Here is a 21,591-nt window from a genome sequence, read left to right on the forward strand (position 1 = left end):
TAAAAATACGAAATACGAATTACAGCATGCGCATTATCTTCATGGGTACGCCCGAGTTTGCCGTCGCTTCGCTTGCTGCCCTGCTTGATGCCGGCTTGGACGTTGTTGCAGTGGTAACCGCACCCGATAAACCGGCAGGCCGGGGCCAGAAATTACACCAATCTGCGGTAAAACAACATGCTCTTTTAAAGGGACTACCTGTTTTACAGCCTGAAAAGCTGCGCGACACCGGTTTCCTGGCCGAACTGCGGGCACTAAAGGCCGACCTGCAGGTGGTGGTCGCCTTCCGGATGCTACCGGAGGTCGTATGGGATATGCCCCCCCGAGGTACCGTCAATCTGCATGCCTCCCTCCTGCCCCAATACCGCGGCGCCGCCCCTATCAATCACGCCATTATCAATGGTGAGACCGAAAGCGGCGTTACTACGTTCCTGCTGCAGCATGAGATTGATACGGGTCACATCCTTTTTGCCGAACCGGTGGCCATCGGCCCCAACGATACCGCTGGTGATCTGCACGACCGTTTGATGGCCGTAGGTGCCGAACTGTTGGTAAGAACGGTAAATGCCATCGCCAGTGGCACAGCCGAGCCGGTTCCCCAGCGAAACCTAGTGACCGATGGTGAACTCAAACACGCCCCCAAAATTTTCAAGGAAGATTGTTTAATCGATTGGAATCAGTCGGTCGTCACGGTGCATAACCTCATCCGTGGCCTTAGTCCCTATCCTACCGCCTATACCGTATTACACGGAAAAACTTTAAAGCTTTTTGAGGTAGAAAAAGACGAAACGCCACCACAGTATCAACCGGGCGCCTTTTACACCGATGGCAAATCGTTCCTTAAATTCGCCTGTTCTGATGGCTATATCGTCGTAAAAACGCTGCAACTCGAAGGCAAAAAGCGGATGGATATTATTGAATTTTTAAAAGGATACCGGTTTTAATCCCGGTATTCCATTAAGTCTCCCGGCTGGCATTCCAGTGACCTGCAGATCGCATCCAACGTCTCCAAACGGATAGCCTTGGCCTTTCCCGTCTTTAAAATGGAAAGGTTAGAAAGGGTAATGCCTACCCGTTCGCTCAATTCATTGAGCGACATCTTACGCTTGGCCATCACCACGTCCAAATTAATAATTATAGCCATTGTTATCGTATTAAGTTAAGTTCCATATTACATGATCCCGGTTTGGCGCTGTAACAAGTCGCATATCTGCAGCGACATCTAAACATGTTAATTAGACCTATTTCATGTAAGTGCATTTATTATCAAATAATTAACTAAACTTTATTGAACTCGTTATGTCACAATTCTTTCATATTCATTTTCCAAAGATAAACGGAAATAACTTTGAAACGATATATTTTAATTGAATATCAATAAATTTTTATTCTTTTATAATATATGCCAATTAAATCTGTATTTTAATATTTGGAACACTTTTTGATGTAAAATGAAGGGTAAAAAAATCGGATAATTTCCTCTAAATCAGACAACTTTTTCCGAAAAAATCAGTTTATATGATTAGAAAAACCGTATTTTTGCACTCTTTTTAGAAAGGAAGGTACTTAAAAGATTAAATGAGACAGCTCAAAATTACACAATCCATTACCAATCGCGAGTCGCAGTCGTTGGACAAATACCTGCACGAGATTGGTAAAGTAGACTTGATTACAGCCGAAGAAGAAGTAATCCTTGCCCAAAAAATAAGGGAGGGTGACCAAGCAGCCTTGGAGCGATTGACGAAGACAAACCTTCGGTTTGTGGTCTCCGTAGCCAAGCAATACCAAAACCAGGGACTTACCTTGGGCGACTTGATCAACGAGGGAAACCTTGGGTTAATCAAGGCCGCTAAACGTTTTGATGAAACGAAGGGCTTTAAATTTATTTCTTATGCGGTGTGGTGGATCCGTCAATCCATCCTCCAAGCTATCGCCGAGCAATCCCGCATCGTGCGCCTTCCACTGAATCAGGTAGGTTCGTTAAGTAAAATCAGTAAAGCATTCTCCAAATTGGAGCAGGAATACGAACGGGAACCCTCACCTGAGGAACTGGCAGACATTCTGGAAACTACCGTTGACAAGGTTTCAGACACGTTAAGCAATTCCGGGCGCCATGTTTCCATGGACGCTCCTTTTGTTCAAGGCGAAGAGAATACGTTGTTGGATGTATTGGAAAACGCCGACCCGGATACGGATAGCACGCTTATCGACGAGTCGCTTTCCGAAGAAATCAAACGGTCTTTGGCTACGCTTACCGAGCGCGAACGCGAAATCATCGTATTGTTTTTCGGCTTGGGCTCTAACCACCAATTGTCGCTAGAGGAAATCGGCGAAAAATTCAACCTTACCCGTGAGCGGGTGCGCCAGATTAAAGACAAAGCGTTGCAGCGCTTACGGCATACATCCCGCAGCAGGATCTTGAAATCCTACTTAGGTTAATGTATTAAAGCATACATTACACAAGAAACGCCCTGTATGTCAGGGCGTTTCTTGTTGCAATACGCGCGTATTATTGCGCTTCCGGCATAAGTACGAATTTGAATAGCCGCTCTTCTCCAAGGTATTTGTTTGCAACGGCTTTCACACTTTCAGGGGTCACCTTGTTCAGTTCATCCAAGTAACGCAAGATGTACGCGGGGTCCTCATTGCGCTGGTAAGCACCTGATAAGTGCCCCAACCAAAAGCCATTTTCACGTAGCTGGACTTCCAGCTGGCGTTTCTGTTCACTCACAAACTTCTCGATATCCACCTGCTCGGGCCCATGTTGTTTGATTTTATTGATTTCGTCAAGTGCGGAAAGCATCAATGGTTCCACCATATCGGGACTAGTGCCATAGGCCAAGCTAAACGAATACCGATGCCGCGGGGATTTGGCGTACGACGCCCGTGCTGACACGCCGTAAACGCCGCTTTCAGCCTCGCGGAGGCGCTCAATCAATTTGATGTTCAGGATACTTTCCAACGCATCGAGTTGCATGTTCTCCGCTTCCGAATAATCGTAATCGCCAAAATAGTACAGCCGTACGCTGGCTTTCTGTTCCTTGCCCCGGTACACTGTGCGTTCCAATCCCGCATCAGGTGGATAGATGCCCAGGTCTCGGGCTTCTTCCTCCCTATCCGTTGTGGGCAGGCCGCCGAGGTATTGCAGCACCAGCGGCGTCAGTTCTTCCTCGGTAAAGCTACCAACGATGGTTACCGTAAAGTCGGAAGCATCAGCAAAACGCTGCATGTAGATGGCGTATGCCATATGAGGGTCTACCTGGTCCACTTGCGCTACCGTCATGCTGGTGCGGCGGATGTTGTCGTCGTAAAGCACCGCGTTAATCGTGTCCGAAAATACGGCGTCTGGATCTTCTTGCCGATTGGCTAGCGAGGCCTTTATACGTTGCATATAACCCTCAAACACATCCATGTCAAGACGCGGAACGGTAAAATAGGCGTAGATGAGTTCAAATGCCGTATGCAGGTCCTTCTTACCGCTAGTGGCGTTAAAGCCTTCCGACAACTCACCGATATAAGGCCGTACGGACACCTTTTTGCCACTGAGGTACTTCGACAGCTGAGTGGCATCATAATAGCCGAGACCACTTCCCCCCACCACGCTTGCTGCATATGCGGCCGAGAGAAAATCCTTGTCATCATAGAGCGCCGTACCGCCGGGACTGAATGCAGTCAGACTGATTTCATCGTTCTTGAAATCAGTAGGTTTCAAGACCACACGTATACCGTTACTCAAAGTCAACTCAGTCACCCCTAATTCCGGTCTTTCGTGCCGGTTAACCACCGTTCCCGGCTCGGGTAGCTCTTCCAACAATGGCACGTCCTGCACGTCGTCGTCATATGGTGCAATATCCGCCACTTTTACCGTGGCCAGCCAGCCGTTCACGGTTTGTTCATCAGGCAGGCTATCCCTGTCCTTTTCAGGTGCCAAGATAAGGATGTCGCAATTCACATCGGTATAGTACTGGTCTGCGAGTGCATTGACATCGCCTAGCGCAATCGTGCCGATGAGCGATTTTCCTAAGCGATATCGGTCTTCATTACTTAGCGCTCGCTCTCCTTGCAGGAAATGGTTGAGGTAAGTCCCTACATAGCTTTCCGATTTCCGTTTGTCGCGTTCGGCATAAGACGATTCCACACTGGTGAGAAAATTGCTTTTGGCGCGCTCCAGTTCTGTAGCCGTAAAACCATGGCGTTTTATGCGCTCAAACTCGGTTACCACCGCTTCAAAACCGCGTTGCATTTCTCCCGGTTTTGCGGCGACGTACATTGTAAAGGCATCCAATCCCCGGAGAAATCCACCAATGCTGCCACCACCTTGGATGAAGGGCGGATCTGATTGGCGGGTCAGCTCCGCGAAGCGGGCACCGGCCATCTGGTTGAAGAGCGACTTGTTGAGCTGCGCGCGGTAGTCGCCCACCGTTTTTACCGGCGCTTCGGGATGTTTGACGATTACCTGTACAACGGACTGGGGCATCTCCGCATCGGTTACTGCCATAAACTGGTTTTTGCCTGTCAATGGAATATTGTACTCCGTCCTTTCGGGGGCGTCTACGGGATTTTCAAGGTCGGCAAACAATGCCTTAACGCGTTGCTCCATGTCGGCCACATTGATATCGCCCACAATGATGAGCGCCTGTAGGTTGGGGCGGTACCAGTTACGGTGGAAATTGCGCAACGTCTCGTGATCAAAACCTTCTATCCGTTCGCGTGTCCCGATGGGAAGCCGTTGCGCGTAGCGCGAGTCGTTCAAGATCATCGGAAAGTACTGATCGCGCATGCGCTGTTGCGCTCCCCTGCCGCCAAGCAGTTCATTGAGTACCACCCCCCGCTCCTTGTCTATTTCCTCCCCGTCCAAAAGCGCATCCTGTGCCCAGTCTCGCATCACCTGAAGACCGTTTTCCAGCAGTTCGGCATCGTCAGACGGGATGGGCAGTTGATAGACCGTTTCGTCAAATGAGGTATACGCATTCAAGTCTGAGCCAAACCGAACACCTGCCCGTTGCAGGTAATCCACCAACTCGTTCTTCGGGAAATTTTTGGTACCGTTGAACTGCATGTGCTCAAGGAAATGGGCCAGTCCCAGTTCATCCTCGGTCTCCAGTACGGAACCCACCTTCGTGGCCAGATACATAACCACGCGGTCTTTGGGCTCTTCGTTGTGGCGTATGTAATAAGCAAACCCATTAGGCAGTTTGCCTTGTAACACCGTGGTATCCATTGCCAGCGTATCGCTTAGTCTTAAGCTATCTATTGAAGGCGGCGAGTAGGATATTGCCACCCGTGGGACAATAAACAAAATGAACAATGGCAGTGCCAGCGAAGGAATTAATCGAATCATGTTGTGCATATTATTATTGAGCATAAAAGGCCATTGACCCGTCACGAAATCAGGTCTGTGCCAAAAGTAATCATATTTTTATTGGCGAGCGTGTTAAATCGTGTTAATCATAAAACGTTGGAATAACTTTTGCGAATCCATACCTTTGAAAATAAACTACACATATGGGAGTATATATCCGTTTAATGGTGGTCGTGTGCATAGCTGTGATTTTCGTGGCCTGCGGCAGCGACAAATCGGTAACTGAACGCGTAGCACTGAGCGAAGTTAGTTTTTACCTCGAATCTAATCCCGTTTACGAAACCGCGGAAATCGACTACGGCGAGGTGAAGTTCGGGCAAAAATCTGACACCGACCTGATTGCTGCTTACCGCGGGCTTGAAAACGGCGGTTATGTAACGATGGAATTGTTGAAGCAACGCAAACGCTTCCTGTCAAAAGACAGTACATTCGTATATTTGATTAAGCTGACGGATAAGTCCATTCCCCTCGTCTTGGAAAAGACAGACAAGCGGGCCACCGTAAAAACAGCGGAGTATGCGTTGGATGAGAAAGGCGGCGCACATATAGAACAAACCGGTAAGAACCGCGCTAAGGCTACGGTGACGCTCACCAAAACCGAAACCGATTTTGCAGACTTCGCCAAGAAAGGTGCCGATAACAATGCATCATTCATCAAGAAAACCTATCTGCTGCGCTTCAATAAAGATACCGGCTGGGGGGTAACCAAATAATGCGATGAAAGGTTTGTCTACCGTTATCGCCATTCAGGCGCTCCTTTCCACCATCGCTGGTGTCTTGCTATCGCAGATGTCGTTTATCGGCAGGGTTGGCATCAGTGTGATGTACCGCGAGTATGGTATTTTCAAAATCTGGTGGAAAACGGCTGTTTTACTGTTTGCTGTACAACTGGTTTTGACGCTCGTACTGTGGCTAGTAAAAAAGCTGCTCGGTCGCCGGCTAGCCCAGGCCACACTCCTGCTCTTTCTGTTGTTTGGCTTGGTGGGCGCTTACTTCACTTATCTCGATTTTACGACGACCAATCACCGGTTGATGAAGGTGAATTTCCATGCCGGAGTCTACCTTTTTTGGGGTACCTGGATATTGGCGTGTGTCTATTTCATGGCCGTGCCGATGAAGAAGCGACAGCCCCGTGAACCCGTTACCGAATCGACGGACGACGAAACCACCATAGCACCGACAGACCCCTCTTAAAGGCCCCAGTTGTCCGTCCGGAACGGAGCTACAGGCAGGCCGTTTGTGTTGAACAAGTTGGGCATAGCTGTCTCGGTAAACCCGAAACGAACCGCCATTGGTGCATTCACCGCGGGCGATGACACAATGAGTTCATTCCCTTTGATAGTGCCCACCGCTTCATGGAAGATCCGGTCGGCCCCGGCAATATAAAGGTCCGTAATCCGATCACCCACTACCTGTAATCCGTTTTCAAGGTAGTCAAAAGAGATGGTGATCGTTTTGCCTTGTGCCTTGTATCCGCTATAAAGCGGCGAGCGGTAATCTTTGCCGTTGTTTAAGCCGTAATGTTCGTGCAATGCTATAGCGGCCAACCGGTTGGCCACTTCCCGTTTTTGCGTTGGATGAATATCCTTTACATTATCCACGAGGTCACTTACTACCACCATACCGGTATTGGGCAGGATTTTAGCTGTCTTATCCTGCTGTTCGCGGAGCAGGGCAGCCAGCGGTTTTTCATTACCATAGGCAAAAGGTGCAATCTGGACGAAATAAAACGGTAGCTCGCTATTCCACGCCATGCGCCACGAGGTTACCATGGTACGCATCAGCTTATCGTAACCCCACCAAGTACCTACGTTGCTCTCGCCCTGGTACCAGTAAAAGCCCGACAGCACAAATGGCGTAAGGGGACGGATCATGCTGTTCCACAGCACACCGGCTTCCGTGGGCCAATGTTGTGAAGGGTTTAACATTGCTTCCAAATGGCCCAGTTCGCTGTCATTTTCAATGAGATACGATGGTGTCCATACTTCTGCTGGCGTACCGCCCCACGATGCGTTGATGATGCCGATGGGTACGTCCAGTTCCGCACGTAGCTTCTTGGCAATGAAGTAACCTATAGCAGAGAATGGTTTCAGCGATTCCGCGCTTAATGTCTGCCAGCTATTGGGAATATCGTCTTGTGGGTAGTCTGCCGCTGTACGGCTTACTTGCAACAAACGAATCTGATGATCATTAGCGCCTGGTAGTTCATCGAGTATTTCCGGCAATTGCTGGTTACCGCCCCACTCCATATTCGACTGCCCCGAACATAGCCATACATCACCCAAGAGGATATTGTGCAGTGTGATTTTACTTCCTGCCGACAAGATTTCCAGCTCATAAGGGCCGCCCGCCTGCGTAGTGGGCAATTCGGCCATCCACCGTCCGCCACCGTCTACCTTCGTCTTTACGGTATCATCCAGCCACGATGCTTTGATGGCTACCTCGACACTGGCATACCCCCATCCCCAAATGTTTGCCTTGGTATTCCGTTGCAAAACCATATTATCCGATAGCACATGTGGTATCCGGAGTTGACCGAAACTGGTGAGTTGGAATGCCACGGCGAGGCACGCCAGCAGAAATATTCTCTTCATGATACAGATTTAACCGGCGGCAATATAGAAAAATTGGTTGGGAAAATAAATCACTCGTTAATAGACTAACTATTTTAGTACATTTGCCTTTATGAAACAGCCCGGTATACCAACCCAATACGCCATCGTAGATATCGAAACCACGGGCACTTACGCGTCGGGTAGCGGCATCACCGAGATTGCTATCCTCGTCCACGATGGCCAGCGTGTTGTTGACCGCTATTCGTCGCTCATCAATCCTCACCGCCCCATACCACTGGCCATCCAGGCGCTTACCGGCATTACTGATGAGCTCGTGGCCGATAGTCCCTCGTTCGACGACCTTGCCCCGCATATATACAAACTGCTTGAAGGTCGGATATTTATTGCACACAACGTCAACTTTGACTATTCGTTTGTAAAGCACCATCTTTCAGCGGCAGGTTATGAGCTTAACGCACGCAAGCTATGCACGGTCCGGCTTAGCCGGAAAATCCGTCCGGGCCTTCCTTCTTACAGTTTGGGCCGGTTATGCGATGCGTTGGATATACCGATCAGCAACCGCCACCGGGCCGAGGGCGATGCTGAAGCGACAGCCGTCTTATTCGGTCGTTTGGTGGAGTGGGATACCGAAGGCGTGATTGCTGAAATGTTAAAGAAAGCGTCCAAGCACCAGCAACTACCCCCCAACCTACCCAAGGAGCAGTTTGATGCGCTTCCTACAGGGCCGGGCGTATACTATTTCCGGGACAAAAGCAATAAGGTCATTTATGTGGGCAAAGCGCGTAACATCCGTAAACGGATAGCCCAACATTTCAGCGGGCACACCCCGCAACTGCAACGTCAGCATTTTCTTCGCCATATTCATGCGGTTACCCACGAGCGCTGTGGCACCGAGCTCATGGCATTGCTGCTGGAGGCGACTGAAATCCAACGCTTATGGCCTACCTACAATCGTGCGCTAAAGCGCTTTGAACCCAAATACGCGCTCTATGCGTACGAAGATTGCGGTGGTTACCTACGCCTGGCAGTCGGCAAGCACGGCAAACACCGCAACCACGTGCACGTTTTTCACCGGCACCTCGATGCGTACAACCTGCTACATCGGCTCATTCGTGAGTTTGACCTTCATCCTGCACTTTGCGGCGTAGGTCTCGGAGGTACGCAACCATCACCTGAGGTGCATAACCCGCGGGTGCATGAAGCACTTCGCCATCTCGACAAGAAACTACCCACCTTTGCGATCTTCGACAAAGGGCGGGATGGCAACGAAACCAGTTGCATCTGGGTGGAGCAGGGTAAATTGTACGGTATGGGATACATTAACCATGGTGTTGATCGGGCATCAACTGAGGCCATTAAAGACGAACTCACCTGTTATTCCGCCAACCATTACATGATGCAACTCATCTATAACTATGCTGAAAAGCATCCGGCCGTGGTATGGAAACCAGCGATTGATCGGTAAGACGGATATTCAATTTATTTCGCTTTTAGCAGCCGACTATTGGATAAACTGCCATATTTCAGGGCCTTTAATGGGCAGCGGCTTGATTGAAATAATTACGTAAGTTTGCACCCAAATGATAAATACACGCTTTACTTTACTCTGCACGCTGACACTGATTATGGGCACCCGCCTGAATAACGAGTTTGCCTATCACACGAAGCCCGGCCCTTTGCCAACACCCACCGCCGGCACAGCAACTGCCGCCCTTGCCGAGCAAAACCTGCTACGCGCCATGGAACTCGCGGATAGTGCTTTCGCCCATTACTTTACTGGCGACGGCATGGCAATGGCTCGGTTTTACAACCCTTACATTGAAGTTCGCTCGGAAGAGAAAGGAAGCGTGTGGATGTACACCGCTGCCATCGAGGCCACTAATGCCATTTTGCACGCACTCCAAGCGTATGAAGCACACGGCGGACCGCACCTATACGAGATACATACCAAGCGCTACCGTGACCAGCTTGCGCGGCTTTATGACAACCTTGCCTATTATCGCGGCACGTTCGAACTCACCTCATTTACACAAACCCGCGAGTGGTCGGTCTATGGTGTACACCGCGCCGCTATGAAGGGCAGTGCGCAGGTGGCCGGCAAAGAAAATGTATATGACGACCAGCAGTGGTTGGTCCGGGAGCTGCTGCATTCCTATAAACTAACCAGCGAACCGCGGTACTTGGAGGAGGCGGAATATCTTACGGAATACGTTTTGGACGGATGGGACAGTACGCTCGATGCCGCCGGCAATGTTCATGGGGGTATTCCTTGGGGGCCGGGGTATACCACGAAGCATGCGTGCAGCAACGGGCCGTTCATTAGTCCGTTGGTATGGCTACATGAACAATACGCAAGAAGTGATGAGGAAATCGACCATCGATATATTGCTCCTGATGGTAGCCGCAAAACGGTATCGATTAAAAAGCGCGATTATTACCTGACGTTTGCCGAGTCCGTTTACGCTTGGCAGAAAGCGCATCTTCTCCGACCCGACGGCGTATACGATGATTTTATGGGCGGTTGCCGGGATTGCAAGATACGATACGAAATGGTTGACGGTGTGCGTTATCGGGCCCATACGCCGCTCCATGACCAGGTAGGTCCACCCTATTCCTATAACACGGGCTCCATCCTCTCTGGCGCAGTCGACCTCTACCGGGTAACCGGAAAGCCGGAATACCTTGACGACATGAAGCAACTTTCGAATGACAGCTTCAGTTACTTTGCAAAGAAAAGCAAACAACGGACTGGTTATTATGAGTTTGCAACAACAGGATTCAACAACTGGTTCAATGGGGTGCTCTTGCGGGCGTATTTGGAAACCTATCCTCTATACCGTAGTGTGGATCAGTACATCCAGCCGTTCCAACAGAATCTCGATTACGGCTATACCCGCTTTCTGCATAGAGGTATCCTCCCACCCGACCTGCTTGGCGGGTGGAGCGACGACCGCCAAGTGGAAGGCATGTTCGCCTTTACGTTTGCGGCGGAATATGCGTTGCTTTCGGAGTATGCATTAGAAAAACAATAACCAGTATTTTTAGATACCGTAAGTTTTTGCTTCTTAAAAGACCTATCTTTGGGACATGAAATTTCGGGAGGTAGGCGATTCTACGATAGCAGAGGTCGTTGCAGAAAACGTCGTTATCAATAATGTGGAAGAGGGGGTAGACCTTATCGGAAATGCCTATTACCAAGGATTTGACAAGGTTATCCTCTATAAGAAAAACGTTTCGCCGGATTTTTTCGACCTAAAGACCGGTATGGCTGGAGAAATCCTTCAGAAGTTTTCCAACTACCGTGTACGATTAGTCATTGTTGGCGATTTTAGTGTTTATACCAGCAAGAGCCTGCACGATTTTATTCGCGAAAGCAACCAAGGTAAACTTGTTAACTTCCTTTCTTCCAAGGAAGAAGCAATGGGCCGGTTATCGATGTAGTAATCACGCCTGACGCCTCTTAATCAATTACGGCAGGATTTCGAAAGCCTGTAAATCGGTAATGCTCACTGCAAATAGAACCGGATGGATACACCACCGTTCAACCAACGGTATTCATCGTCCTGTAACCTGCCCACGGGAACCGCAATGAATGGCGAGATAACCACATTGCGTTTCTTTAGCAGCGATGGAGTATACCGACCGGACACCTGGATAAAGCCTAAGTAGGTGTTACCCATATACAGCGAATCGGCACGCTTCATACGTGTCCGCTCACCGATTAACCGTCCGGTGGTATCGCCGGATAACACACCACCACTTACCCAGCGGTACCGTTGCAGGATGTCGGTGCGCTGGTCCCTCACCACCCGGAAAGGCACGAGACCTAAGGAACCGGAGAAGCTTTCAGTAAATGCATAATTCAACGAGATAGGGATGGCCACCATTCCAATAGCGTTCCTTACTCCGACAGTTTGCAGACTTACCGTATCGGTTTTGTTCGCCTCGAAGTTCTTTCCGATCCGTAAACCCATATAGCCCACCCCCACTTCTGTGGATAATCGGTTGGACAACGGAAGCTGCACAGAAACGCCACCGCCGAGTGAAATGCCCTTATCCGTAAATACCGGCGTTATGTTGGCACCGACGTCTAGCCCACTAGGCCCCCTCGATTTACGGTACCACCGGTAAAAGCCTTTCTCCTTTCGATCCACGCCCGAGACAAAGGGAGTCGTCGGGAGCGACCAGGTTCTTACAAGCCGCTCGTTTGTCACTGAACGGGCTAGCGGTGTGTTCAGTTCAACGTGTTCAATGACCTTTGGGTGCTTGTTTTTCCCTGGGCTACCGATTTCTTCTCCTTCTATCTGCCCCACAAACGAAGAACTGTAGGTTTTCTGGGCTATGGATACGCTGGCCGTTTCTTGTGTCTGCTCTTCTTCAATCGATTTTGCTATTGAATCCACAACTAGCGAATCGGGGTTCTCCTGTTCCGGCTCTTTTTGTGGACTTGTAACCTCGCTGGGGATATGCTTACCAGCATCATCTGTAAAGTCTAGTAACGGTAATATCCGTACCGATGCATACACCATCAAAAAGAGAGATGCAGCAATTCCAGCCAATTTCACGAATAGTGGAATCGGTTTACGGCGCCTTTTATTCCGTTGCCGCTGGAAGTGTTCCCACTCCGATCGGTCATACCGCTCCTCGAAATTCCTGAGCGAATCCCGGAGACCATCTATCAATTCTTTCCTCGGTCGCTTATCCATCACGCCGCCCTCCAATATATTTGATGTACAATGCCCGTAGTCCCTGCTTCGCTTTGGTTAGATAAACTCGACTGGAACTGGAGGGTATGCCCATCAGCCGTCCGATTTCATCGTGCGAATAGCCTTCCAGTTCATAGAGGTTAAAAACAATTCGGTGTAGGTCTGGCAGTCCCTGCAGCAACTGCAAGATATCTTCTACATCCAGCGTGTCGTCCATTTCCACTGCAGGATGGTTTTCCAGACCGTCAATGGCCACCGTATCGGGCAATGTACGTTGGGTCCTGAACCTATCGATGGCTGTGTTGACCGTGATGCGGACCAGCCATGCCTCCAGTATAGCTTTCTTGTCGTTGCCCTCACCCTTGAAGGTAGCTCGTTTATTGAATGCTTTCACAAAGCTATCGTTCACAATCTCTCTGGCCGTCTCCCTGTTTGGCACGTACCTGCGTGCCACTCCCATCAATTTGCCCCAATATCGGCTGTAGATCCATTCTTCCAACTCAGCCGTAAGACCAACCTCGCCATCAAAAATATCAGCTAAAAAATCGTCGTCTTTCTTGTCCACGTAAAGCAGGTATCCTAATCGTGTATGTCCAAAGTTTTGTGCTTCCATTAGTAAAGACGAGTGCTTCTACGCAAACGCTAATAAAAATACCTGTTTTTTTTTATTTCGGTAATTTTCGGTTATAAAGCCAAATAACCGTTAGCGTATCCGTGGCGGATACCGTCTTGTTTACGGAAAGAGGAAACCCATGCACTTATCCGTAATCGTACCCGTATTCAACAGGCCCGCTGAAGTAGAGGACCTGCTGTACAGCCTCACCCTGCAGACAGACCGTGCATTTGAGGTTATCGTTGTCGAGGATGGTTCCACCATTACATGTGAAGCCGTGGTGAATGCATTCACATCGAAGTTAGATGTCAATTACCTGTATCAGCCAAACTCCGGTCCCGGCCCGGCGCGCAACGCGGGAAGCAAGGCGGCACAAGGAGATTATTTAATTTTCCTTGATTCAGACTGTGTTTTGCCGGCTCGTTATATCGAAGTCGTCAAGTCTTCCTTAACGCTGGATTACGCCGATGCGTTCGGTGGGCCGGATCAAGCGCGGGATGATTTCACATTACTGCAACGGGCAATAAACTATTCGATGACCTCCTTCCTTACTACCGGGGGTATCCGCGGGGGGAATGAAAGATTGGATAAGTTCTACCCACGGAGTTTCAATATGGGGTATTCCATGCCTGTATTTGAGCGTACGGGAGGGTTTTCTGCGATGCGTTTCGGGGAAGACATCGATATGAGCATACGCATCATCGGAGCTGGATTCAAGACGCGTCTCATTCGGGAAGCTTATGTATATCATCGACGACGCACCACCTTGCGACGGTTTTTCAAGCAGGTGTATAATTCGGGCATCGCACGGATAAATCTGTATAAGCGGCATCCTCACTCGTTGAAGCTCGTACATTTGGCACCTACCATGTTTACCTTGGGAGTTGCTTTCATTTCAACACTTTCCACCATCGTATCGCCTTATTTTTTATTGTTGTTGCTTGTGTACTCGGCTTTCATCTTGTTCGACGCTACAATCCGGAATCGAAGTGTATTGATCGGTTTGCTAGCTGTTGTGATGAGCTACGTGCAATTAGTGGGCTATGGCATTGGGTTTATCCATGCTTTTTTTATGCGGATTATTTTGCGGCTAGGGGAATTTGCAATGTTCCAACGATCATTTTATAATTGAAATAACCCAACAGTCAAAATAGCCAACCTCGCTCCTAGCGATACCGCTTACACGCCAAGGAACCGGATATGGAATGGACCGCGGGCCTAGGTATGTGATTACGTCCTGATGGTGAACTGTCCGATAGTGAACATTCGGTGTTCGATATCGAACACTCTAAGGCATAATACATTTCATAACCAACAAGTATATAGCTTTTTACCCGTTTGGCCTGATAACTGTATAACTCGGAAGAAACGAGTTTATGGGATGAACAATTGATGCAAAACGGCAAAAAATGTAACGACAGTTATGATCAAGAACCATTTCAGAATCGCTTGGCGCAATATCACGCTAAATAAGTTCTATACCGGGTTGAATGTTTTAGGGCTCGCACTGGGCTTAACTGCATGCTTTCTCCTATACAGCTACATTACGTTCCACTGGGGGTTTGACCGCTTCCATGAACAAGCAGCGCGCACCTTTCGGCTGGTGAATGAACTACACTTTGAAAAAACAGAATACAGCAATTGATTTCGTCAAACTAGTTGGTATATCTTTTTTGGTGGCTTGTCCAGTTGCTTGGTGGGTTGTGAACAAATGGCTGGAAGATTTTGCCTATCGTATCGATATCCAATGGTGGATGTTTGCTGTAGCAGGGTTGGCTGCCGTAACGATTGCCTTGCTCACCGTAAGCTGGCAGGCTATACGGGCAGCGATAGCGAATCCGGTGGAATCGTTGAGGGATGAGTAGAAAATAGAACGCGGATGACACAAATCAAACGGATTGATACAGGTGAGGATAAAATAAATCAGCGAGATGATTAAGAACTATTTCAAAAGCGCCTGGCGCAGCTTGTGGAAAAACAAAACGGCGTCCATCATCAGCATCTTAGGGCTCTCTGTGGGCTTAGCGTGTTTTATCTTACTGGGTACTTATCTGCTCAATGAGCTTCGTTTCGACCGATTTCACCAACTCGTGGACCGCATTGCATTGGTTACCACCGGTTACAAGTCGCCCGAAGATGTCGAGATGCACTATATGGGGGTGACGCCCAACGCCGTTGCCCCTACATTGGCCAACCAGTTTCCAGAAGTGGAAAAGGCGGTGCGGATTTACAGCCGAGGAACTGTTACTGTCCGTCATGGCGATCAGCTATTCAATGAAGACAATATATGCTATGCAGACCCGGCATTTTTCGAACTGCTCACCTACCCTTTCGTGGCTGGCGATCCGCACACTGCATTAAATCAGCCCCAATCGATTGTGCTGACCGTACCAATGGCCGAAAAATACTTCAAAGGCGAAAACCCAATGGGCCAGACCGTCTTGCTCGACGAGAAACCGTGGCAAGTAACCGGCGTGGTAGAACCACCACCCACGTATACCCAATTGCCTTTTTCGGCGGTGCTCTCCTATACAACGTTGGAACGTTCGCGCGACCTCGTCTGGCATTCGGCCAACGATATCACCCTTCTACTGCTCAAAACCGCTACCGACTTTGAGCCACTGCAGCGTCAGGTGAATGCATTTGTTCAGCAACAATTTGCTGAGGCCATAAAATCCGGGGGTGACTACCAACTAAACATCGAACCACTTGCCGACGTACATCTTTATTCCAAAGCGGCAGGGACAGGCAATATCGCTTATTTGTATATCCTCGGCGGTATAGCCGTAGGATTGTTGCTCATCGCCTGCATCAATTTCACCAATTTGGTAACGGCACGGTCGGCAGATAGAGCCCAAGAAATTGGGGTGAAGAAAGTTCTCGGTGCCGAGCGGGGCCTATTGTTCCGGCAGTTCCTGTTTGAATCGGCCCTCACTGTTTTTGTTGCCATCCTGTTGGGGCTTATGCTGACTATGGTTGCCCTTCCTGTTTTCAACCGGTACATAGGCATGGACATCAGCATGGTACATTGGAATAATTTCCGATTTTACGTTGGCCTCGTTACACTCTTTATCCTCGTATCCCTCATTGCCGGTGGCTGGCCTGCATTGGTGTTATCGGCATTCAAACCCATCAGCGTGTTGAAAGGAAAGATGACCAATACGCGCAGCGGTGGGAACTTACGCAAAGGCTTGGTGGTTTTCCAATTCTGTATTTCTATTCTCTTTATCGCCTGCACGATCATTGCCGGAAACCAGCTGCATTACATACAGACGAAGGACACCGGGGTGAACCGCTCACAGGTACTTGTTGTCAATAGCGCTTCCCTTCCAGTAAGCACACTCGAAACCTTCAAAAACGAACTGCTTGGCCAAACCGGTGTACTTGGTGTCACCGCATCTTACCACTCACCGATAAACGTAACGGGCGGCTATACCATCTCGGGGGCAGATGGCAAGGACCCAGATTTTGCGTTGAGCATCACCGCAGTTCCCATTGAAAAAGATTTTGTGCAGGTTTTCGATATCCAGCTTCTCACAGGCAGTAACCTCACTGATGCAGATATTGAACGGGCTAGACTAGGTGATGATACTCGCGAGTATACCTTCATCATCAATGAGTTGGCGGCCCAAACCATGGGCTGGTCTTCCGAAGAAGCCATTGGCAAGTGGATCAACCTGAACGGACGACAGGGACGGGTGAAGGCGGTAGCCGCCAACTTCAACTTTGCCTCGCTCCACGAAGAGGTAAAACCCATCGTCTTGTTTCCAGAGTACTATTACTTTGGCAAGCTGTTCATCAAAACGGATGGCCAATCCATGGCGCACACGTTGAAAGCCATTGAAAGCACATGGAAGGCGGTGAATCCGAATAAGCCATTCGAATTCCATTTCTTAGATCAAGAATACAAAGCACTTTACCAACAAGAAACACAAACGACCAGGGTACTGAATGTCTTCGCACTTATCACGATACTTGTGGCTACCATGGGGCTATTCGGCCTCGTCACATTCACTGCGCAGCAGCGGGTGAAGGAAATTGGCATCCGAAAGGTCCTGGGTGCCTCTGTAATCAGTATTGTGCGCATGCTTTCGACTGATCTGGTCAAATTAGTACTAATTGCCGTGGCTATTGCCTCCCCGATTGCATGGTGGGCGATGAACAAATGGTTGGACGATTTTGCCTATCGTATCGACATCCAATGGTGGATGTTTGCAGTGGCAGGTCTAGCGGCCATCGTCATAGCTTTATTTACCGTAAGCTGGCAAGCCGTACGGGCGGCGGTGGCGAATCCAGTAAATAGTTTGCGGGATGAGTAGTGAATTATTTATCGTCGTAACGTCCCGTGGCGGAAACCATGGTTATAGTTACAATATTTTCCTGAATTGCATACTACATGCCGAAAACGAAAGTGCTATTAGGATATAATTGCTCTGCATCATCTGAATCGTTGAGCAACTATGCCGATAATCTCAAAACAGCTCTATTAAAAGATGTGAATAACCGCCCCTATTCTGTGGTTGTCTTTGACAAGGCTTGGGAGCTCGTACGGGTGCTTCAACGAGACTTGAACGGAGCTTAGACGGAACTCGAACGGGCGGCGGCCGTACAAGCTCCGAATAACGTCCGTCTGAACTCCGCTCAGTGTCCCAAGCCGTCTCCAGTCGGAGGCGAAGCCGGTTTACGACCTGTCTTTTTTTGAACAACAAGTGTTCGATATCATCGAACTTGGCATGACCATCGGCTGTGGGTTATTTAGTATATATTTTCAGGGAATTCATCTAGCCAAAACGTATGGCGCCAATCCACCGCCTCCCACTCGGTGAGTAGGCACCGCTCCAGGTCACGCAGGTGTCTTTCCTTGTCTAGGTATTGCCCGATGAAAACCAATTCCGTCTGTCGGTCTGCCCATTGCGGATGCCAGCGATCCTCGATGGAATCCCGGTGCTCGATGTAGTCGGCGTAGCGGTACCGTTCGGCTTCGGTGATGGTGCACCACCATGATCCTGCACTTTTGATGCGTAGGCTGCCGCCTGCTTGGCTGAAACTGATAGCCGCATGAGGACGTGAGGCTATCCAGAACAAGCCTTTAGCCCGTATGATATCGTGAGGGTAATGTTCGTTGAGATAACGGTACCAGCGTTGCGGGTGGAAGGGACGCTGCGCGCGGAAAACGAATGACGAGATCCCGTATTCTTCCGTCTCGGGCGTATGGTTGTTCTCCAATTCCCTGACCCAGCCTGCGGAGGATGCCGCCTGCTCGAAATCAAAACGTTTCGTTCCCATGATTTCTTTAGTATCCACACGGCCGAAATGGGAACGAATGATAGTCGCATTGGGGTTCAGTTTCCGAAAGGCCGCTTCCAGGGTGCCGATGGTTTCGTCGGCGACTAGGTCCGTTTTATTTAAGACAATGACATTGGCAAACTCGATTTGATCAGTGAGCAGGTTCACGATAGTTCGTTTGTCCTGGTCATCGTCCGTCAATGACCGATCGCGTAACGTTTCGTCGGTACCGAAATCCCTGAAGAAATTGTAACAATCTACTACGGTTACCATCGTATCGATATAGCTGAACCGTGAGAGGTCGATACCATTGTTTTCGTCCACGTAGCTGAACGTCTGTGCAACAGGAATAGGTTCAGATATACCTGTACTCTCGATCAACAGGTAATCGAACCGCTCTTCTTTGGCCAGCCGCTCCACTTCCACCATGAGGTCTTCCCGCAATGTGCAGCAGATGCAGCCGTTGCTCATTTCAACCAATTTTTCATCAGTGCGCGAAAGTGTGTTTTCCCGCTCCACCAGTTGGGCGTCGATGTTTACTTCGCTCATGTCGTTGACAATGACAGCCACTTTCATGTTCTCTTTGTTGTGCAGTACATGATTCAATAACGTGGTCTTTCCCGCTCCGAGGAAACCGCTCAAAACGGTTACAGGTAGTTTTTTCGCTCTCATATTCCCTTATATTGTTGCTTTCACTTCACCTTTTCTGGTTGGTCGATAATTATTGACGGCGTTTCCCCAACAATCCGACCGAACCAATCTAGAATACGCAGGTAATGGCGCTCGCCGTAAAGGTGGTATCATATTCGATCGGCCAAAAGGACGGCAGACCGGTTGCCCGGCCGCCGTCCCACACACAAAACAAATACGCTGTTAATTAATGATGATGCCCTTCCTCGGCATGGATTTCAAATTTTAATTCAAGTACATTCTCGCCGGGGAACTGCGTCGCATAATCGCTGCGGTTCCAATCGGTCCGTTCAATTTTTGCCTTTACACCGGGATCCAGTTCCCGCAACACATAAGCAACTTTTTTGGTGGCTCCCTCATTGTCGTGGCCCACGGTGAAGTAACTCAGGATACCCGTAGTCTCGAATTTACCGTCTACAGCCGTACCGTCGCCGTAAGTCTGTTCACGAGGCTGAAAAATCGCGCCGCTCTCATCATCCGAATCGGGGTTTAAAATAAAATCGCCACCGATCAGGAACGCTTTGTACGTGTCAGCAACCGCTTTACTAGCGATGAAATCATTCTGCACTTCCTTGTCCGTGTGATCCCAGGCTTTCAATTGAATCTTGTAGATCGCGTCCGCTTCGAGATGGAGGTGGCCGTTGGACGTAGCTGTGCCCTTTTCATCAAATTTTACGATGATGGACTCCCCTTCCGTGGCGCCGTCCAGTCCGTGGAAATGGTCGCCATGGGCTTCCGTAGCCTCGCCGCTCAGTTCCGTCAGGATAAGCTCCGCCCGCATAATACCCTCCTTAATCGGTTCGTCGCCGTCTTTGTTGCAAGATGTGAGTGAAAAAACGGTAAAGCCTACCAAGACGAATGCTGCAAATCTGTTTTTTCTCATGTTCATTGAAATTTGACTGTTGTTATTTAATTAATTGTTGTGTTTTTATCAACTTGTTATTATATAGCCATTTGTCATTGCCTATATCATGGACGACTATAGGTCGTATGGACGGTTTAACAATGCCGTGTTGGTATCGTTTTACAGGAAACCGACACTGTGTACTGGCCGTGAGGCCATTTAATTTTTTGTCTGTATGTGAAATTTGATGAAGAATTATTTTGTGAAAACCCCCGTTGTACGTGTCTGCCGACCCTTCCTGTCTTCCACCACCAACTGTACGCTGTAGGATCCTTTTGGGGCTTCTGTAACCTCGATATGTTCATGGAAACGATGGGTCAGTTGGCCAACTAATTCCTTGCCCGAAAACGCGAATGTTTCTCTCCAGGTATCCCCCTTGATTTCCACCACCACCGCAGCAATGCCAAGGGGTGCGCTTAGCTCAGTCTCCAGGTGCAAATCATTGCCCGCCGCGTTGATGCCCACATCCAACGCCGAGGCTTGCGGTATGGTATTGTCGATGGTCAGATTAAACTGTATGGAATCTTCGGAGATACATTCTGCCTTATCGATGACACGCAGCTTCAGCATGTAGTCGCCCGTTCCCACCGTATCGGGGACCACGATAATCGTCTCGAATTGAACATGCATCTTTCCGTCGAGCCCTTCGGTATATTCGTTGCTCAATGTCCAGCCTTCGCCAGAAACGGGCCGTATCGACACGTCGACTCGGACAATCGGCGCATCGGTGGCAATGTGGGCCGTTACCGGTAGTGCCTCCCCCAAGAAGATATTTTGATTGCCGCCGTTGCCTACCTGCAAATTCGACACGCCGTGGTGCCCCTGGTGGCAAGCGGCACATAATAGGAAGAAAACGAGCGAATAGGCCAATAATCCGTATATGCTCCGTAGAACCGGTGCTGAGAATGCCATGATTTTTAAAGTTTAGCAAAACTTGTGCGTAATAAAAATAATCAGATCGACTCCGGCCGTATATAGGGGTGGCTGCGATCCGTCAAGACAGCAGACAACGATATACACAGTATGCAATTTGTGTCGATTGCGTAAAATCGATGTTAATAATAGATAAAACAGGGATAAACCGTCGTTCAGCTACGGCGTGGTGGGTCTTTGTTAGTAAAACATTGGAGTTTGCCCTTACAGGGCATATGATTTCCTGCCTCTCCGAAAAGTAAGGGTACGGGTACCATGGGGTTATCGAAGGCAAATACGGGCACTGCACCGGCACCAACCGGAACAAAATGGGAGTAAAACTCACATTGGGGGCACGTAGTGCCATGACTACCCGGCTTCTGTTTGTCGCCGTGGTGATGGTCTTCGCATAAGCTAAGCTCGTGGATGTCCGTATGGCTATGAGCCGCACGCATAACCGGCACGCTTATGACCAACGTGGCCATGACCAGGATGATGACCTGGCCGAGCATTCCGAAACGTGTTTTGCGCTTTACCATGAT

The 21,591-nt window shown here is 49.2% G+C and carries 21 protein-coding genes; 12 read left to right on the forward strand and 9 right to left on the reverse strand.

Going from position 1 to position 21,591, the window contains the following annotated elements:
• Positions 1 to 26 precede the first annotated feature (26 nt).
• Positions 27 to 944 carry a methionyl-tRNA formyltransferase gene (gene fmt, locus VNQ80_RS02990; protein ID WP_325635964.1) on the forward strand — a complete coding sequence of 306 codons (918 nt, stop codon included), beginning with the start codon at positions 27 to 29 and terminating at the stop codon, positions 942 to 944.
• Here fmt and VNQ80_RS02995 read toward each other — a convergent pair.
• Positions 941 to 1,144: a helix-turn-helix transcriptional regulator gene (locus VNQ80_RS02995; protein ID WP_325635965.1), complete on the reverse strand. Its 204-nt coding sequence runs from the start codon at positions 1,142 to 1,144 to the stop codon at positions 941 to 943. The two genes, fmt and VNQ80_RS02995, sit on opposite strands and share 4 nt — an antisense overlap.
• A gap of 434 nt (positions 1,145 to 1,578) precedes the next feature.
• Here VNQ80_RS02995 and VNQ80_RS03000 point away from each other — a divergent pair, with 434 nt between their 5' ends.
• Positions 1,579 to 2,439: a sigma-70 family RNA polymerase sigma factor gene (locus tag VNQ80_RS03000; RefSeq protein WP_090605261.1), complete on the forward strand. Its 861-nt coding sequence runs from the start codon at positions 1,579 to 1,581 to the stop codon at positions 2,437 to 2,439.
• Between the two features lie 70 nt (positions 2,440 to 2,509).
• On the opposite strand, the gene VNQ80_RS03005 is transcribed toward VNQ80_RS03000, so the two are convergent.
• A complete protein-coding gene (locus tag VNQ80_RS03005) occupies positions 2,510 to 5,341 on the reverse strand; it encodes a M16 family metallopeptidase (protein ID WP_325635966.1) in 2,832 nt (943 codons plus the stop codon).
• A gap of 164 nt (positions 5,342 to 5,505) precedes the next feature.
• Here VNQ80_RS03005 and VNQ80_RS03010 point away from each other — a divergent pair, with 164 nt between their 5' ends.
• Both VNQ80_RS03010 and VNQ80_RS03015 read left to right on the forward strand, forming a co-directional pair.
• The gene (locus VNQ80_RS03010) at positions 5,506 to 6,075 is read left to right on the forward strand and encodes a hypothetical protein (protein WP_325635967.1); all 570 of its coding nucleotides are present in this window, start codon (positions 5,506 to 5,508) and stop codon (positions 6,073 to 6,075) included.
• 4 nt (positions 6,076 to 6,079) lie between these two features.
• Positions 6,080 to 6,556: a hypothetical protein gene (locus VNQ80_RS03015; RefSeq protein WP_325635968.1), complete on the forward strand. Its 477-nt coding sequence runs from the start codon at positions 6,080 to 6,082 to the stop codon at positions 6,554 to 6,556.
• Here the strand turns inward: VNQ80_RS03015 and VNQ80_RS03020 are convergent.
• Positions 6,553 to 7,956, reverse strand: coding sequence for a sialate O-acetylesterase (locus VNQ80_RS03020; protein WP_325635969.1), 1,404 nt, complete (start codon positions 7,954 to 7,956; stop codon positions 6,553 to 6,555). The two genes, VNQ80_RS03015 and VNQ80_RS03020, sit on opposite strands and share 4 nt — an antisense overlap.
• 91 nt (positions 7,957 to 8,047) lie before the next feature.
• Here VNQ80_RS03020 and VNQ80_RS03025 point away from each other — a divergent pair, with 91 nt between their 5' ends.
• From VNQ80_RS03025 to VNQ80_RS03035, 3 genes are all read left to right on the forward strand, one after another.
• Positions 8,048 to 9,403 carry an exonuclease domain-containing protein gene (locus VNQ80_RS03025; protein WP_325635970.1) on the forward strand — a complete coding sequence of 452 codons (1,356 nt, stop codon included), beginning with the start codon at positions 8,048 to 8,050 and terminating at the stop codon, positions 9,401 to 9,403.
• Between the two features lie 115 nt (positions 9,404 to 9,518).
• Complete coding sequence (locus VNQ80_RS03030; RefSeq protein WP_325635971.1) at positions 9,519 to 10,970, forward strand: glycoside hydrolase family 76 protein; 1,452 nt, start codon at positions 9,519 to 9,521, stop codon at positions 10,968 to 10,970.
• Between the two features lie 55 nt (positions 10,971 to 11,025).
• Positions 11,026 to 11,379 (forward strand): DUF4180 domain-containing protein, encoded by a 354-nt coding sequence (locus VNQ80_RS03035; protein ID WP_325635972.1) that lies wholly within the window; start codon positions 11,026 to 11,028, stop codon positions 11,377 to 11,379.
• A 65-nt stretch (positions 11,380 to 11,444) separates the two neighbouring features.
• On the opposite strand, the gene VNQ80_RS03040 is transcribed toward VNQ80_RS03035, so the two are convergent.
• Positions 11,445 to 12,644 carry a hypothetical protein gene (locus tag VNQ80_RS03040; RefSeq protein ID WP_325635973.1) on the reverse strand — a complete coding sequence of 400 codons (1,200 nt, stop codon included), beginning with the start codon at positions 12,642 to 12,644 and terminating at the stop codon, positions 11,445 to 11,447.
• The gene (locus tag VNQ80_RS03045) at positions 12,637 to 13,257 is read right to left on the reverse strand and encodes a sigma-70 family RNA polymerase sigma factor (protein ID WP_325635974.1); all 621 of its coding nucleotides are present in this window, start codon (positions 13,255 to 13,257) and stop codon (positions 12,637 to 12,639) included. Before VNQ80_RS03045 ends, VNQ80_RS03040 begins: the two co-directional genes overlap by 8 nt.
• 139 nt (positions 13,258 to 13,396) lie before the next feature.
• Here VNQ80_RS03045 and VNQ80_RS03050 point away from each other — a divergent pair, with 139 nt between their 5' ends.
• The 5 genes from VNQ80_RS03050 to VNQ80_RS03070 all read left to right on the forward strand — a co-directional run bounded on the left by VNQ80_RS03050 (position 13,397) and on the right by VNQ80_RS03070 (position 17,839).
• Positions 13,397 to 14,389 carry a glycosyltransferase gene (locus VNQ80_RS03050; protein ID WP_325635975.1) on the forward strand — a complete coding sequence of 331 codons (993 nt, stop codon included), beginning with the start codon at positions 13,397 to 13,399 and terminating at the stop codon, positions 14,387 to 14,389.
• A 291-nt stretch (positions 14,390 to 14,680) separates the two neighbouring features.
• On the forward strand, positions 14,681 to 14,902 hold the full coding sequence (locus VNQ80_RS03055) for an ABC transporter permease (protein ID WP_325635976.1): 222 nt from the start codon (positions 14,681 to 14,683) through the stop codon (positions 14,900 to 14,902).
• Entirely contained in the window at positions 14,877 to 15,122 is a 246-nt protein-coding gene (locus VNQ80_RS03060; protein ID WP_325635977.1) for a hypothetical protein, read from the forward strand. Before VNQ80_RS03055 ends, VNQ80_RS03060 begins: the two co-directional genes overlap by 26 nt.
• 66 nt (positions 15,123 to 15,188) lie before the next feature.
• A complete protein-coding gene (locus tag VNQ80_RS03065; RefSeq protein WP_325635978.1) occupies positions 15,189 to 17,576 on the forward strand; it encodes an ABC transporter permease in 2,388 nt (795 codons plus the stop codon).
• Between the two features lie 77 nt (positions 17,577 to 17,653).
• A complete protein-coding gene (locus VNQ80_RS03070; protein ID WP_325635979.1) occupies positions 17,654 to 17,839 on the forward strand; it encodes a hypothetical protein in 186 nt (61 codons plus the stop codon).
• A gap of 173 nt (positions 17,840 to 18,012) precedes the next feature.
• Here the strand turns inward: VNQ80_RS03070 and VNQ80_RS03075 are convergent, their stop codons facing one another.
• The 4 genes from VNQ80_RS03075 to VNQ80_RS03090 all read right to left on the reverse strand — a co-directional run bounded on the left by VNQ80_RS03075 (position 18,013) and on the right by VNQ80_RS03090 (position 21,588).
• Entirely contained in the window at positions 18,013 to 19,215 is a 1,203-nt protein-coding gene (locus VNQ80_RS03075; protein ID WP_325635980.1) for a GTP-binding protein, read from the reverse strand.
• Between the two features lie 205 nt (positions 19,216 to 19,420).
• Complete coding sequence (locus VNQ80_RS03080; RefSeq protein WP_325635981.1) at positions 19,421 to 20,116, reverse strand: hypothetical protein; 696 nt, start codon at positions 20,114 to 20,116, stop codon at positions 19,421 to 19,423.
• Positions 20,117 to 20,332: 216 nt separating this feature from the next.
• On the reverse strand, positions 20,333 to 21,049 hold the full coding sequence (locus tag VNQ80_RS03085; RefSeq protein WP_325635982.1) for a hypothetical protein: 717 nt from the start codon (positions 21,047 to 21,049) through the stop codon (positions 20,333 to 20,335).
• A gap of 176 nt (positions 21,050 to 21,225) precedes the next feature.
• Positions 21,226 to 21,588 carry a hypothetical protein gene (locus VNQ80_RS03090; RefSeq protein WP_325635983.1) on the reverse strand — a complete coding sequence of 121 codons (363 nt, stop codon included), beginning with the start codon at positions 21,586 to 21,588 and terminating at the stop codon, positions 21,226 to 21,228.
• Positions 21,589 to 21,591: the final 3 nt, after the last annotated feature.

It is taken from the genome of Parapedobacter sp., from assembly GCF_035556095.1.
Taxonomy (GTDB): domain Bacteria; phylum Bacteroidota; class Bacteroidia; order Sphingobacteriales; family Sphingobacteriaceae; genus Parapedobacter.

Coding starts and splice junctions, on each gene's coding strand:
- VNQ80_RS03040 (WP_325635973.1), bottom strand. CDS start 12,644: ATGGATAAGCGACCGAGGAAAGAATTGATAGATGGTCTCCGGGATTCG.
- VNQ80_RS03055 (WP_325635976.1), top strand. CDS start 14,681: ATGATCAAGAACCATTTCAGAATCGCTTGGCGCAATATCACGCTAAAT.
- VNQ80_RS03090 (WP_325635983.1), bottom strand. CDS start 21,588: ATGGTAAAGCGCAAAACACGTTTCGGAATGCTCGGCCAGGTCATCATC.
- VNQ80_RS03035 (WP_325635972.1), top strand. CDS start 11,026: ATGAAATTTCGGGAGGTAGGCGATTCTACGATAGCAGAGGTCGTTGCA.
- VNQ80_RS03010 (WP_325635967.1), top strand. CDS start 5,506: ATGGGAGTATATATCCGTTTAATGGTGGTCGTGTGCATAGCTGTGATT.
- VNQ80_RS03005 (WP_325635966.1), bottom strand. CDS start 5,341: ATGATTCGATTAATTCCTTCGCTGGCACTGCCATTGTTCATTTTGTTT.
- fmt (WP_325635964.1), top strand. CDS start 27: ATGCGCATTATCTTCATGGGTACGCCCGAGTTTGCCGTCGCTTCGCTT.
- VNQ80_RS03080 (WP_325635981.1), bottom strand. CDS start 20,116: ATGAGAAAAAACAGATTTGCAGCATTCGTCTTGGTAGGCTTTACCGTT.
- VNQ80_RS03000 (WP_090605261.1), top strand. CDS start 1,579: ATGAGACAGCTCAAAATTACACAATCCATTACCAATCGCGAGTCGCAG.
- VNQ80_RS03020 (WP_325635969.1), bottom strand. CDS start 7,956: ATGAAGAGAATATTTCTGCTGGCGTGCCTCGCCGTGGCATTCCAACTC.
- VNQ80_RS03025 (WP_325635970.1), top strand. CDS start 8,048: ATGAAACAGCCCGGTATACCAACCCAATACGCCATCGTAGATATCGAA.
- VNQ80_RS03015 (WP_325635968.1), top strand. CDS start 6,080: ATGAAAGGTTTGTCTACCGTTATCGCCATTCAGGCGCTCCTTTCCACC.
- VNQ80_RS03045 (WP_325635974.1), bottom strand. CDS start 13,257: ATGGAAGCACAAAACTTTGGACATACACGATTAGGATACCTGCTTTAC.
- VNQ80_RS03085 (WP_325635982.1), bottom strand. CDS start 21,049: ATGGCATTCTCAGCACCGGTTCTACGGAGCATATACGGATTATTGGCC.
- VNQ80_RS03065 (WP_325635978.1), top strand. CDS start 15,189: ATGATTAAGAACTATTTCAAAAGCGCCTGGCGCAGCTTGTGGAAAAAC.
- VNQ80_RS02995 (WP_325635965.1), bottom strand. CDS start 1,144: ATGGCTATAATTATTAATTTGGACGTGGTGATGGCCAAGCGTAAGATG.
- VNQ80_RS03030 (WP_325635971.1), top strand. CDS start 9,519: ATGATAAATACACGCTTTACTTTACTCTGCACGCTGACACTGATTATG.
- VNQ80_RS03070 (WP_325635979.1), top strand. CDS start 17,654: ATGCCGAAAACGAAAGTGCTATTAGGATATAATTGCTCTGCATCATCT.
- VNQ80_RS03050 (WP_325635975.1), top strand. CDS start 13,397: ATGCACTTATCCGTAATCGTACCCGTATTCAACAGGCCCGCTGAAGTA.
- VNQ80_RS03075 (WP_325635980.1), bottom strand. CDS start 19,215: ATGAGAGCGAAAAAACTACCTGTAACCGTTTTGAGCGGTTTCCTCGGA.